This window comes from Rouxiella badensis (assembly GCF_026967515.2).
Classification (GTDB): Bacteria; Pseudomonadota; Gammaproteobacteria; order Enterobacterales; family Enterobacteriaceae; genus Rouxiella; species Rouxiella badensis.
This window is the reverse complement of sequence record NZ_CP114062.1, coordinates 2844819-2859264: the sequence shown is the minus strand read 5'-3', so window position 1 is coordinate 2859264 and position 14446 is coordinate 2844819. Positions and strand designations below refer to the sequence as shown.

At 52.3% G+C, this 14446-nt stretch carries 10 protein-coding genes; 9 read left to right on the top strand and 1 reads right to left on the bottom strand.

Annotated features, from left to right (window positions below; translation table 11 throughout):
- Window positions 1-78 precede the first annotated feature (78 nt).
- A complete protein-coding gene (locus O1V65_RS13255; protein ID WP_017493927.1) occupies window positions 79-1374 on the bottom strand; it encodes a citrate synthase in 1296 nt (431 codons plus the stop codon).
- Between the two features lie 807 nt (window positions 1375-2181).
- Between O1V65_RS13255 and sdhC the strand changes: the two genes are divergently transcribed.
- The 9 genes from sdhC (at window position 2182) to cydA (ending at window position 14439) form a co-directional block, all read left to right on the top strand.
- Window positions 2182-2559, top strand: coding sequence for a succinate dehydrogenase cytochrome b556 subunit (sdhC, locus tag O1V65_RS13250; protein WP_026110800.1), 378 nt, complete (start codon window positions 2182-2184; stop codon window positions 2557-2559).
- 12 nt (window positions 2560-2571) lie between these two features.
- Window positions 2572-2919: a succinate dehydrogenase membrane anchor subunit gene (gene sdhD, locus O1V65_RS13245; protein ID WP_017493929.1), complete on the top strand. Its 348-nt coding sequence runs from the start codon at window positions 2572-2574 to the stop codon at window positions 2917-2919.
- A gap of 3 nt (window positions 2920-2922) precedes the next feature.
- Window positions 2923-4689 carry a succinate dehydrogenase flavoprotein subunit gene (gene sdhA, locus O1V65_RS13240; RefSeq protein ID WP_017493930.1) on the top strand — a complete coding sequence of 589 codons (1767 nt, stop codon included), beginning with the start codon at window positions 2923-2925 and terminating at the stop codon, window positions 4687-4689.
- Between the two features lie 22 nt (window positions 4690-4711).
- The gene (locus O1V65_RS13235) at window positions 4712-5428 is read left to right on the top strand and encodes a succinate dehydrogenase iron-sulfur subunit (protein WP_017493931.1); all 717 of its coding nucleotides are present in this window, start codon (window positions 4712-4714) and stop codon (window positions 5426-5428) included.
- Between the two features lie 387 nt (window positions 5429-5815).
- Window positions 5816-8623 (top strand): 2-oxoglutarate dehydrogenase E1 component, encoded by a 2808-nt coding sequence (gene sucA / locus O1V65_RS13230; RefSeq protein WP_084911622.1) that lies wholly within the window; start codon window positions 5816-5818, stop codon window positions 8621-8623.
- An 84-nt stretch (window positions 8624-8707) separates the two neighbouring features.
- Complete coding sequence (odhB, locus tag O1V65_RS13225) at window positions 8708-9937, top strand: 2-oxoglutarate dehydrogenase complex dihydrolipoyllysine-residue succinyltransferase (RefSeq protein WP_017494260.1); 1230 nt, start codon at window positions 8708-8710, stop codon at window positions 9935-9937.
- An 81-nt stretch (window positions 9938-10018) separates the two neighbouring features.
- Entirely contained in the window at window positions 10019-11185 is a 1167-nt protein-coding gene (gene sucC, locus O1V65_RS13220) for an ADP-forming succinate--CoA ligase subunit beta (protein WP_017494261.1), read from the top strand.
- Window positions 11185-12060, top strand: coding sequence for a succinate--CoA ligase subunit alpha (sucD, locus tag O1V65_RS13215; protein WP_017494262.1), 876 nt, complete (start codon window positions 11185-11187; stop codon window positions 12058-12060). The genes sucC and sucD overlap by 1 nt, the downstream gene beginning before the upstream one ends.
- An 810-nt stretch (window positions 12061-12870) precedes the next feature.
- Window positions 12871-14439 (top strand): cytochrome ubiquinol oxidase subunit I, encoded by a 1569-nt coding sequence (gene cydA / locus O1V65_RS13210; protein ID WP_017494057.1) that lies wholly within the window; start codon window positions 12871-12873, stop codon window positions 14437-14439.
- The last annotated feature ends 7 nt before the right edge of the window (window positions 14440-14446 follow it).

The window sequence follows — 14446 nt, the reverse complement described above, 5'->3', positions numbered from 1 at the left end:
TAAAACAATAAAAAAGCCCCTTAACCGGTCGATTTCTCTAGGGTCAAGGGGCGCTTCAATGGCTGCTGACAACGGCAGCTATTTTAATGACTTATGGTCGACCTGGGACTTGAAATCACGTTTGGTGTAGCCGGTATACAGCTGACGTGGACGGGCAATTTTGATGCCGTCATCGTGCATTTCGTTCCAGTGAGCAATCCAGCCAACGGTACGCGCCATCGCGAAGATAACGGTAAACATCGAGGATGGAATTCCCATGGCTTTCAGGATGATACCTGAATAGAAGTCCACGTTCGGATACAGTTTACGTTCGATGAAGTACGGGTCGTTGAGCGCGATGTGCTCAAGCTGCATCGCCACTTCCAGCAGGTCGTCCTTCATGTTCAGCTCTTCCAGAACCGCATGACAGGTTTCACGCATCACAGTAGCGCGCGGGTCATAGTTTTTATAAACACGGTGACCAAAGCCCATCAGGCGGAAGGAATCGTTTTTGTCCTTCGCACGACGAACGAATTCTGGAATGTGATCGACGGTGCTTATCTCTTCCAGCATTTTCAGGCAGGCTTCGTTGGCACCGCCGTGAGCCGGTCCCCACAGCGAAGCGATACCTGCGGCGATACAGGCAAACGGGTTAGCGCCTGAAGAGCCTGCGGTACGCACGGTTGAGGTAGAGGCGTTCTGCTCGTGGTCAGCGTGCAGAATCAGGATGCGGTCCATGGCTTTTTCAAGCACCGGGTTAACCACGTACTCTTCGCACGGTGTGGCAAACATCATGTGCAGGAAGTTACCGGCATAGGACAGGTCATTTTTAGGGTAAACAAACGGTTGTCCGATGGAGTATTTGTAACACATTGCGGCAACGGTCGGCATTTTCGACAGCAGACGAAACGCTGCAATCTCACGATGGCGTTCGTTTTCAACGTCGATAGAGTCGTGGTAGAACGCCGCCAGTGCGCCGGTCACGCCACACAGCACGGCCATCGGATGCGAGTCGCGACGGAAGCCGTGAAACAGACGGGTAATCTGCTCATGGATCATGCTGTGACGGGTCACCGTCGTTTTGAATTCTTCATATTGTTTCTGCGTGGGTGGCTCCCCGTTCAGCAGCAGGTAGCACACTTCCAGATAGTTTGATTCCGTTGCCAACTGGTCAATCGGGAATCCGCGATGCAGCAGAATGCCTTCATCGCCATCGATATAGGTAATTTTGGATTCGCAGGATGCGGTAGAGGTAAAGCCAGGGTCAAAGGTAAAAAAACCTTTTGAGCCGAGGGGGCGAATGTCAATCTCGTCCTGTCCCAGCGTGCCTGATAGCACGTCGAGTTCAATAGGATCATGACCCTGTAGGGTAAGTGTCGCTTTCTTATCAGCCATTTACAGTCTCCTTAGCGCCTTATTTTAATAATCTCTAACAACTCTGTCCTTGGTCTGGTTGCAGAACCCGGTACTGCCTGCGAGCTATCTCCGCCGTTGTAATGTGAGGTCCTCGCTGCGCCCGTCGAGTTGGCGTAATGCGAAGCCGTGTTACTGCCACTGCGTGCAGTTTATGGCGGCCAGGCGGCCTTTCATTGTTGTTATTGATCCGATATCTTTGCTCAATACCTACGACAAGTATGAGGGCATACACGAGCTACACTTTTGCACAACTCGGCGTCGCAGGGAAGCGGATGTGTTGATATGAAGTAAATCTCAAGGATAAATCATGTCGTAATTTGTAATAGAAATGTTAGCACAGTGTCAAACAAGATAATTTATTTTGTGTATAATATGGAAAATGAGAGGTGAATCACTGTTTCGTAGAAAAGTGACCAAACATTTTGTAGGGGAATTGTAATAGGAATGTGATCATCCTATACTCCTCCAAGGTCTCCGGAACACCCTGAAGTAGGAGCACCCAGCGTTATGTAGAACGCGCCGTTTAAGCACAGTGGATGTCGATGTTTGAGCGCGTGACGTGAAGGGCCATTGGGTTCTAACGCTGTCTGATTTCCGCCCAGGCCGGAGGATGGAAAATAATAAGCGCCATTCAAGATGTACTGCGCTCGGTCTGCTGTGTTAAAACAAGCACGAAACGCCCCTTTACTGCTGTTAGGTGTAAACCGGCTTTATCGCTTATTTTTGCCTTGTATGTACCCCGCAGGATGTTTATGAACAGGCTCTAAGGGCTGTGTGGGCTAAACCGTGAAAAAACAAAGACCTGTCAATCTGGATCTGCAAACGATCCGGTTTCCCGTTACTGCGATAGCGTCCATCTTACACCGCGTTTCCGGCGTAATAACCTTCGTCGCTGTCGGTATCCTCCTCTGGTTGCTTGGTACGTCTCTTTCCTCTCCGGAAGGATTCGCGCATGCTGCCGCCATCATGAACAGCTTCTTCGTCAAGTTCATATTCTGGGGAATACTGACCGCATTGGCCTATCACGTCTGCGGCGGCATTCGCCACCTGCTGATGGATTTTGGCGTCATCGAAGAGAGTTTGGCTGTCGGTAAGCTGTCGGCATATATTGCGATTGGCATTACCGTACTGTTGTCAATTCTTGCTGCCGTTTTCGTAGCGTAGGGTATTAAAAGTATGGTTAACAATGTTTCTGCATTGGGACGTAATGGCGTTCATGACTGGCTGTTGGTTCGTGCTTCAGCTATCGTTATCACCCTGTATATCCTCTATATTCTTGGCTTCGTCGTCATGGCTCGGGACATCGATTTTGAAGTCTGGCACGGATTTTTTGCTTCTTCCATTACTAAAGTGTTCACCTTGCTCACGCTGCTTTCGATTCTGGTTCACGCCTGGATAGGCATGTGGCAGGTGTTAACTGACTATGTCAAACCTCTGGCCGTGCGTCTGGTGCTGCAACTTGCGATCGTTGTCACGCTAGTGGTTTATCTGCTTTATGGAACAATAGTTGTGTGGGGAGCGTAGTAAATGAGTCTGCCAGTCAGAGAGTTTGATGCCGTCGTAATCGGTGCAGGTGGCGCCGGTATGCGTGCCGCATTACAGATTTCACAGATGGGCCTGTCGTGCGCCCTGATTTCCAAAGTGTTCCCAACCCGTTCCCACACGGTGTCTGCGCAGGGCGGTATTACCGTTGCCTTGGGCAATACCCATGAAGATGACTGGGAATGGCATATGTATGACACCGTTAAAGGCTCCGACTATATCGGTGACCAGGATGCGATTGAATATATGTGTAACACCGGGCCGGAAGCGATTCTCGAGCTCGAGCATATGGGACTGCCTTTCTCCCGTTTAGACAACGGCAAAATTTATCAGCGTCCGTTTGGTGGCCAGTCGAAGAACTTCGGCGGCGAGCAGGCGGCACGTACTGCGGCAGCGGCTGACCGTACCGGTCACGCACTGCTTCACACCCTTTATCAGCAAAACCTGAAGAATCACACCACCATTTTCTCCGAGTGGTATGCACTCGATCTGGTGAAAAATCAGGACGGCGCTATCGTCGGCTGTACCGCTATCTGCATCGAAACCGGTGAAGTCGTGTACTTCAAGGCGAAGGCCACCGTGCTGGCAACCGGCGGTGCAGGTCGTATTTACCAGTCAACCACCAATGCTCACATCAACACCGGTGACGGCGTTGGCATGGCGCTGCGCGCGGGTGTTCCGGTGCAGGACATGGAAATGTGGCAGTTCCACCCAACCGGTATCGCCGGTGCAGGCGTTCTGGTGACAGAAGGCTGCCGTGGTGAAGGCGGTTATCTGCTTAATAAAGACGGCGAACGCTTCATGGAGCGTTATGCGCCGAATGCCAAAGACCTGGCGGGTCGTGACGTGGTAGCGCGCTCTATCATGATCGAAATCCGTGAAGGCCGTGGCTGTGACGGTCCTTGGGGCCCTCACGCAAAACTGAAACTGGACCACTTAGGTAAAGACGTTCTGGAATCCCGCCTGCCGGGTATCCTTGAGCTGTCTCGTACCTTTGCTCACGTTGACCCGGTCAAAGAGCCTATTCCGGTTATCCCTACCTGTCACTATATGATGGGCGGCATTCCGACTAAGGTGACCGGTCAGGCTCTGCGCGTCAACGCCAAAGGCGAAGACGAAGTGATCCCGGGCCTGTTTGCGGTAGGCGAAATCGCCTGTGTATCTGTTCACGGAGCCAACCGTCTGGGCGGAAACTCACTGCTCGACCTGGTCGTGTTCGGTCGTGCGGCGGGTATGCACTTGCAGGAATCTCTGCTGGAGCAGGGCCCAAGCCGCGATGCCAGCCAGTCTGATATCGATGCGGCGCTGGAGCGTATGAACCGCTGGAACAACACCCGTTCGGGTGAAGATCCGGTGCAAATCCGCAAGGATCTGCAGGCTTGTATGCAGAACAACTTCTCCGTATTCCGTGAAGGTGACGCGATGGCCAAGGGTCTGGAAGATCTGAAGCACATCCGTGAACGTTTGCAGAATGCCCGTCTGGACGATACCTCGACTGAATTCAACACCCAGCGTATCGAATGTCTGGAACTGGACAACCTGATGGAAGTTGCACTGTCTACTGCGGTATCGGCCAACTATCGCACCGAGAGCCGTGGCGCACACAGCCGCTTCGACTTCCCGGATCGTGATGATGCGAACTGGTTATGCCATACGCTTTACCAACCGGAAACCGAAAGCATGACTCGCCGTGAGGTGAACATGCAGCCTAAGCTGCGCGCGGCATTCCCGCCGAAAGCACGTACCTACTAGGCCGGTGAGCAGGAGCATATAAATGAAACTCGAATTTTCGATTTATCGCTATAACCCGGACGTAGACGACGTTCCGTACATGAAAGACTATGTGCTGGAGGCCGAAGAAGGCCGTGACATGATGTTGCTCGACGCACTTATTCTGCTGAAAGAGCAAGATCCGACGCTGTCGTTTCGTCGCTCCTGCCGTGAGGGCGTTTGCGGCTCTGACGGTGTGAACATGAACGGTAAAAACGGTCTGGCCTGCATCACGCCGGTATCTGCACTGCGTAACGGCAGCAAGAAGATTGTTATCCGTCCTCTGCCGGGTCTGCCGGTGGTGCGTGACCTGGTTGTCGATATGGGTCAGTTCTACAAACAGTATGAAAAGATTAAACCGTATCTGATCAATGACGGTAAAAATCCTCCGGCGCGTGAGCACCTGCAGATGCCGGAAGAGCGTGAGAAGCTGGACGGCCTGTACGAGTGTATTCTTTGTGCCTGCTGTTCAACCTCTTGCCCGTCATTCTGGTGGAATCCGGACAAATTTGTGGGACCTGCCGGTCTGCTGGCCGCGTATCGCTTCCTGATTGATAGCCGTGACACAGAAACGCAATCACGCCTTGATAATCTTGACGACGCTTTCAGCGTATTCCGCTGCCACAGCATCATGAACTGTGTCAGCGTGTGTCCTAAAGGGTTGAACCCGACTAAGGCCATCGGGCACATCAAGTCGATGCTGCTACAGCGCGGTGCCTAAGCCGAAAAGTACGAAAAAAGCGGGAACTCAGGTTCCCGCTAATATTAAGTGAACAAGCAGTAACAATTACGCAACAAAATGCACAGGCACAGCGCGAATAAGCTGATGAAATGACTGGGTAAAGGGTGATAATTTTGGCCCGTTAACAGTATATTTATGTCTGCGTAAAAAGAGGAACACAGGGAAGCACCAAAAGCTCGAGTAAGCGGTTAATGCGCAGGCTTTTGGAGGTTCCTTGACCGGTCGACGGGCATCAAACCTGTCGGTTAAGTGAACTGTTGTATGGAAAACCGTCTTACTCGGATGTAAGTCAAAATTACGTCAGGTACCACGGTGATTTTATTAACCACGGCGAAAACTAAAGCTTTCAAAGCTTAAGGGATCACGATGCAGAACGGCGCAATGAAGGCCTGGCTGGATTCCTCCTATCTGGCGGGCGCGAACCAGTCTTACATAGAGCAACTCTATGAAGACTACTTAACCGATCCTGGTTCCGTTGACGATAGCTGGCGTTCAATTTTCAAACAGCTACCGACAGTCGGTGTCAAACCGGAACAACTCCATTCACAGACTCGAGACTACTTCCGCCGCCTGGCGAAAGACGCTTCGCGTTATAATTCAGCAATCAGCGACCCGCAAACCGATGCGAAACAGGTTAAGGTGTTGCAGCTCATCAACGCCTTCCGTTTCCGTGGTCATCAGAATGCTAATCTTGATCCCCTCGGTTTATGGAAACAGGAAACCGTTGCTGACCTGGATCCTGCTTACCATCATCTGTCTGAGGCTGATTTTCAGGAAACCTTCAACGTGGGCTCGTTTGCTATCGGCAAAGAGACTATGCAGCTGGGCGAACTTTACGCCGCGCTGAAGCAGACCTACTGTGGATCGATCGGTGCCGAGTACATGCACATCACCAACACGGACGAAAAACGCTGGATTCAACAGCGTATCGAATCCGTTGTCGGCCGCGCTAAGTTCAACGAAACCGAGAAAAAGACCTTCCTCAAAGAATTAACCGCAGCCGAAGGGCTGGAGCGCTACCTCGGTGCTAAATTCCCGGGCGCGAAACGCTTCTCGCTGGAAGGCGGCGATGCCCTGGTACCTATGCTTAAGGACATGATCCGCCACGCCGGTAAAAACGGCACGCGTGAAGTCGTTCTGGGCATGGCGCACCGCGGTCGTCTGAACGTATTGATCAACGTGCTGGGTAAAAAACCCCAAGACCTGTTTGATGAATTCTCAGGTAAGCATAAAGAGCATCTGGGTACCGGCGATGTGAAATATCACATGGGCTATTCGTCCGACGTCGAAACTGAAGGCGGTATGGTTCACCTGGCGCTGGCGTTTAACCCGTCGCACCTTGAAATCGTCAGCCCAGTGGTTATCGGTTCCGTTCGTGCCCGTCGCGATCGTCTTGACGAAGCGCGCAGTAACATGGTTCTGCCAATCACCATTCACGGCGATGCGGCGATTACCGGTCAGGGCGTCGTTCAGGAAACGCTGAACATGTCGTTGGCTCGTGGTTATGAAGTGGGCGGTACTGTACGTATCGTTATCAACAATCAGGTAGGTTTCACTACCTCAAACCCGAAAGACGCGCGTTCTACCGAATACTGTACCGATATCGCGAAGATGGTGCAGGCACCGATTTTCCACGTGAATGCCGATGACCCGGAAGCGGTGGCCTTCGTCACCCGCCTGGCGCTGGATTTCCGTAATACCTTCAAGCGTGACGTAATGATCGACCTGGTCTGCTACCGTCGTCATGGCCATAACGAGGCCGACGAACCGAGTGCAACCCAGCCTCTGATGTATCAGAAGATCAAGAAACACCCAACGCCGCGCAAAATTTACGCGGACAAACTGACTGAGCAGGGCGTAGCCAGCCAGGAAGACGCCACGGAAATGGTTAACCTTTACCGTGATGCGCTGGACGCGGGTGAGTGCGTTGTGGACGAATGGCGTCCGAACGACATGCACACCTTCACCTGGTCGCCTTATCTGAACCACGAGTGGGACGAACCTTATCCGTCTACCGTTGAGCCAAAACGTCTGCAGGAGCTAGCGCGTCGCGTCAGCCACGTGCCAGACGCCATCGAGATGCAGTCTCGCGTCGCCAAGATTTATAGCGATCGTCAAGACATGGCCGAAGGCAAGAAACTGTTCGACTGGGGCGGCGCGGAAAACCTGGCTTACGCGACGCTGGTCGACGAAGGTATTCCTATTCGTCTCTCCGGTGAAGACACCGGCCGTGGAACCTTCTTCCACCGTCATGCGGTAATCCACAACCAGAAAAACGGCTCTGTCTACGTGCCGCTTTCCAACATCCACAACAGTCAGGGCGTGTTCAACGTCTGGGACTCCGTGCTGTCGGAAGAAGCCGTGCTGGCCTTCGAATATGGTTATGCCACCGCAGAACCTCGCACCCTGACCATCTGGGAAGCGCAGTTCGGTGACTTCGCCAACGGTGCACAGGTCGTTATCGACCAGTTCATCAGCTCCGGCGAGCAGAAATGGGGCCGTATGTGCGGTCTGGTCATGCTGCTGCCACACGGCTATGAAGGGCAGGGTCCGGAGCACTCCTCCGCCCGTCTGGAACGTTATTTGCAGCTTTGTGCCGAGCAAAACATGCAGGTATGTATTCCGTCTACGCCGGCGCAGGTTTACCACATGCTGCGTCGTCAGGCGCTGCGCGGGATGCGTCGCCCACTGATAGTGATGTCGCCTAAGTCTCTGCTGCGTCATCCGCTGGCAGTGTCTACGCTCGACGAACTGGCTAACGGCACCTTCCAGCCAGCGATTGGCGAAGTGGACGAGCTGGACCCGAAAGGCATCAAGCGTGTCGTGATGTGTTCAGGCAAAGTCTACTATGATCTGCTGGAACAACGTCGTAAGAACGAACAAACCGACGTTGCCATTATTCGTATCGAACAGCTGTATCCTTTCCCTCACAAAGCCGTACAGAGCGTGATTGAGCAGTATGCGCACGTGCACGACTTTGTCTGGTGCCAGGAAGAGCCGCTCAACCAGGGCGCGTGGTATTGCAGTCAGCATAACTTCCGTGAAGTGGTACCTTTCGGTGCTTCTTTACGCTACGCGGGACGTCCGGCTTCAGCCTCGCCTGCCGTGGGCTATATGTCAGTTCACCAGAAACAGCAGCAAGATCTGGTTAACGACGCGCTGAATGTTCAATAGTCGTTTAATTTTGTAATAATTTACCCACAGTACCTGGCGCCAAGCCTATGCAGCGCCAGGTAAAGGGAAAAATAAGGATTGATAATGAGTAGCGTAGATATTCTGGTCCCTGACCTACCTGAATCCGTTGCAGATGCGACGGTTGCCACCTGGCACAAAAAGCCTGGAGACAGCGTTGAGCGTGATGAAGTCCTGGTTGAAATCGAAACCGACAAAGTGGTGCTGGAAGTGCCTGCAAGCGAAGCCGGTATTCTGGACTCCATTCTGGAAGACGAAGGCGCCACCGTGCTTTCTAAACAGATCCTTGCTCGTCTGCGTCCGGGTAACAGCTCTGGTAAGCCAAGCCAGGAAAAAAGCACCGCTAAAGAATCTACGCCTGCGGACCGTCACACTGCCGCACTGGATGACGAGAGCAGCGACGCGCTGAGCCCGGCTATTCGCCGCCTGATAGCCGAGCACTCACTGGATGCCAGCGCCATTAAAGGCAGCGGTGTGGGTGGTCGCCTGACGCGTGAAGATATCGAGCAGCACATTGCCAAGTCTGGCAAGGCTGACAAACCTGCGGCAGCGCCTGCAGCAGCACAGCCCGCAGCAGCAGCGCCAGCTCTGGGCGCACGCAGCGAAAAACGCGTGCCTATGACCCGTCTGCGTAAACGCGTTGCCGAGCGTCTGCTGGAAGCGAAAAACAGCACCGCCATGTTGACCACGTTTAACGAAATCAACATGAAGCCAATCATGGATCTGCGCAAGCAGTACGGCGAAGCCTTCGAGAAACGCCACGGTGTGCGTCTGGGCTTTATGTCTTTCTATCTGAAAGCCGTCGTTGAAGCGCTCAAGCGTTTCCCTGAAGTGAATGCCTCTATCGATGGCGATGATGTGGTTTACCACAACTACTTCGACGTCAGCATTGCTGTATCAACCCCTCGTGGCCTGGTGACCCCCGTTCTGCGCGACGTTGATACTCTGGGCATGGCAGACATTGAGAAGCAAATCAAAGAGCTGGCCGTGAAGGGCCGTGATGGCAAACTTAAAGTTGAAGAGCTGACCGGCGGTAACTTCACCGTAACCAACGGCGGCGTGTTCGGCTCCCTGATGTCAACGCCTATCATCAATCCACCGCAGAGTGCGATTTTGGGTATGCACGCGATTAAAGACCGTCCAATGGCCGTCAACGGTCAGGTCGTTATCCAGCCAATGATGTACCTGGCGCTGTCCTATGACCACCGTCTGGTTGACGGCCGTGAGTCAGTGGGCTTCCTGGTCACCATCAAAGAAATGCTGGAAGATCCTTCACGTCTGCTGTTAGACGTGTAGTCGTTCTCTTTATCGCGTGAAAACAAGTGCAGGGCAGGAGTATCTGCTCTGCAATCTTCTGAAATCAATGGATAGAACATCATGAATCTACACGAGTACCAAGCGAAACAGCTGTTTCTGCGCTATGGCCTTCCTGCCCCTACAGGTTTTGCTTGTTCCACCCCGCGTGAAGCGGAAGAGGCTGCATCGAAAATCGGTGCGGGTCCGTGGGTAGTAAAATGTCAGGTTCACGCTGGCGGCCGTGGTAAAGCAGGCGGCGTTAAAGTCGTGAAGAGCAAAGAAGAGATCCGTGCCTTTGCCGAGCACTGGCTGGGTAAACGTCTGGTGACCTATCAGACTGATGCGCAGGGCCAGCCGGTAAACCAGATTCTGGTTGAAGCCGCGACCGACATTGATAAAGAACTGTATCTCGGTGCCGTCGTTGACCGTAGCTCACGTCGCGTGGTGTTCATGGCGTCTACCGAAGGCGGCGTGGAAATCGAGAAGGTTGCTGAAGAAACCCCACACCTGATCCACAAAGTTGCACTCGACCCGTTGGCAGGTCCACAGCCTTACCAGGGCCGTGAACTGGCATTTAAACTGGGTCTGAGCGGCAAGCAGGTTGCACAATTTACCAAGATCTTCATGGGTCTGGCGAACATCTTCCTGGAGCGCGACCTGGCGCTGATCGAGATTAACCCACTGGTTGTGACCAAAGAGGGTGACCTTATCTGCCTCGACGGCAAGCTGGGCGCTGACAGCAATGCCCTGTTCCGTCAACCAGAACTGCGCGAAATGCGTGACCACAGCCAGGAAGACGCTCGTGAGTCTCAGGCTGCTCAGTGGGAACTGAACTACGTGGCGCTTGATGGCAACATCGGTTGCATGGTTAACGGTGCGGGCCTGGCAATGGGTACCATGGATATCGTTAAACTGCACGGCGGCGAACCGGCCAACTTCCTCGACGTAGGCGGTGGCGCAACCAAAGAGCGTGTAACCGAAGCGTTTAAAATCATTCTGTCTGATGACAAAGTGAAAGCGGTATTCGTTAACATCTTCGGCGGTATCGTACGCTGCGACCTGATTGCCGACGGCATCATTGGCGCAGTGGCTGAAGTGGGCGTCAGCGTACCGGTTGTGGTACGTCTTGAAGGGAACAATGCTGAACTGGGTGCCAAAAAACTGGCAGACAGCGGTTTGAACATCATTGCAGCGACCAGCCTGACTGACGGCGCAGAGCAAGTTGTTGCTGCAGTGGAGGGTAAATAATGTCGATTTTAATCAATAAGAATACCAAAGTTATCTGCCAGGGTTTCACCGGTAGCCAGGGTACTTTCCACTCCGAGCAGGCGATTGCCTACGGAACACAGATGGTTGGCGGCGTAACGCCAGGCAAAGGCGGCACCGAGCATCTGGGTCTGCCAGTGTTCAACACCGTGCGTGAAGCCGTAGAAACAACAGGCGCAACAGCCTCTGTTATCTATGTTCCAGCGCCATTCTGTAAAGACTCGATCCTAGAAGCTATCGACGCAGGCATCCAGCTTATTATCTGTATCACTGAAGGCATCCCAACGCTGGATATGCTGGTGGTGAAAGTGAAGCTTGAGCAGACTGGCGTGCGCATGATAGGTCCTAACTGCCCAGGCGTTATCACCCCGGGTGAGTGCAAAATCGGCATCCAGCCTGGCCACATTCACAAGCCGGGCAAAGTGGGGATCGTTTCCCGTTCTGGTACGCTGACCTATGAAGCGGTTAAACAGACTACCGACTATGGCTTTGGTCAGTCTACCTGCGTCGGTATCGGCGGTGACCCGATCCCGGGTTCAAGCTTCATCGATATCCTGAAACTGTTCCAGGAAGACAAGCAGACTGAAGTGATCGTTATGATCGGCGAGATAGGCGGTAACGCAGAAGAAGAAGCGGCTGCCTACATCAAAGAGCACGTAACCAAGCCGGTTGTGGGCTACATTGCGGGCGTCACTGCGCCTAAAGGCAAGCGTATGGGCCATGCGGGTGCCATCATTGCCGGTGGTAAAGGCACTGCGGATGACAAATTTGCAGCGCTGGAAGCGGCCGGTGTTAAAACTGTTCGCAGCCTGGCAGACATCGGCAACGCCGTGAAGTCAGTATTGCCTCCGCAGTAATTTTATCCCTTTGAGCATCAATGCCGCCCTGGGGCGGCATTTTTTTTGCCAATGATAATGAATAATATCCTGCCTTATTATTCATTATTGCTGTCTTATTCCTGTTGTTATTTTTATCTTATATTTACAAATAATTAATCCCTTTCTTGATCTGGATCAAAGTTTTTATTTGATTTAAAAATAGATAAAACATCCGAATTTATTATTGTTAATTTTTAAAATACCGAATTACATCTATTTAACAGGCGGTATTTGAAATAAAAACAAATTATCACCTTGTTAACACAGGAATGAATTAAGATTAAATATTTTCTGATTACGCTGGAAATAGCGACTCAAAAGGATTAAATTGCTCTGGATCAATCTTGGCCTGAGTTTGAAAAAATGATAGTAATTGATCTACATTCTAAAAATTGGCGCTGGCGCACAAAACACCTGTTTATTGTGTGGGAATAGTGGCGTAACATTGTCACAATCAAAGCTCAGGTTTAATAAACCGGCTGGGGGCCCTGACCCCGTCACTTCTCTTCCTTAGAGTCCCGCCCCAGCTGCGCACGCACCGGGCGTAGGTCTGGGCATCGTTAAATGAAATGAATTTTATCCGATAGGGAAAGTTAATAAATCTCTATCACATTAAAGATTCATCATATTAAGGATCCGTTAATTTTTAAAATAATTAATCTGCTAATTAAATAATTAAAGTCATTTTGATAACGGAAAGTTAAATACTGGTAGTTGTGAGGCGTATTCCAGTTTTATACGTCAGAGAGTTGCTATTTGGAGTCTTCCTCCGAGGAGCTAGGGGTTAGAATGTTTGATATCGTTGAGCTGTCGCGTTTGCAGTTTGCTTTAACGGCCATGTACCATTTTATTTTTGTTCCATTAACGCTGGGTATGGCGTTTCTGCTGGCAATAATGGAAACGGTCTATGTGCTTTCCGGCAAACAAATCTATAAGGATATGACCAAGTTCTGGGGCAAGTTATTTGCGATTAACTTTGCGCTGGGTGTGGCCACGGGGTTGACCATGGAGTTCCAGTTCGGAACCAACTGGTCTTATTTCTCACACTATGTCGGTGACATCTTTGGTGCTCCGCTGGCCATCGAAGGGCTGATGGCATTCTTCCTTGAGTCAACGCTGGTCGGGCTCTTCTTCTTCGGGTGGGACCGCCTCTCCAAAGTGCAGCATATGACGGTGACCTGGTTTGTGGCTCTTGGCTCAAACCTCTCGGCGCTGTGGATCCTCGTTGCCAACGGCTGGATGCAAAACCCGGTAGCCTCCGAATTCAACTACGAAACCATGCGTATGGAGATGGTCAGTTTTTCCCAACTGGTGCTCAACCCGGTTGCGCAGGTTAAATTCGTGCATACCGTGGCCGCGGGCTACGTGACCGGCGCGATATTCATTCTGGCGATTAGCTCCTACTACCTGCTTAAAGGCCGTGATACGGCGTTTGCCAAACGCTCGTTCGCCATCGCGGCGAGTTTTGGTCTGGCGGCTACGCTTTCGGTCATCGTGCTGGGTGACGAGTCAGGCTACGAAATGGGCGACGTGCAGAAAACCAAGCTGGCCGCCATCGAAGCCGAGTGGGAGACACAGCCCGCACCGGCTAACTTTACGCTGATCGGATTACCTAACCAGGACAAAATGGAGAACCAATACTCCATTCAGATTCCCTATCTGCTCGGTCTGATTGCTACGCGTTCAACCGATACCCCGGTCACCGGCCTGAAAGAGCTAATGGCACAGCATCAAGTGCGTATTAGAAACGGTATCAAGGCCTACACGCTGCTCGAAGAGTTGCGCTCGGGCAATGACAGTCCTCAGGTACGCAGCGACTTCGAAAAAGCCAAGGTTGACCTCGGCTACGGCATGCTGTTGAAACGCTACACGCCGAAGGTAACGGACGCGACCGAAGCGCAGATCCAGCAGGCCACCAAAGATTCAATTCCGCGCGTGCTGCCGCTGTATTTTGCCTTCCGCATTATGGTGGCCGCAGGCTTCCTAATTTTGCTGGTGGTCGGTCTGTCGTTCCTGACCGTGCTACGCGGCAAGATAGGGCAGAAGCGCTGGCTGCATCGCGCGGCACTTTATGCGCTGCCGCTGCCGTGGATTGCCGTCGAGGCGGGGTGGTTTGTTGCTGAGTATGGCCGCCAGCCGTGGGCTATCGGTGAGATTCTGCCGACTGCGGTTGCCAACTCTTCATTAACTGCCGCTGACGTACTCACCTCGATGATCCTCATCTGTGGTCTGTACACGCTGTTCCTGATTGCCGAGATGTACCTGATGTTCAAGTTTGCGCGTCTGGGGCCAAGCAGTCTTAAGACCGGTCGTTATCATTTTGAACAGCCTGCCGCCGCCGTTCAGCGTGCACAGTAAGAGGGAG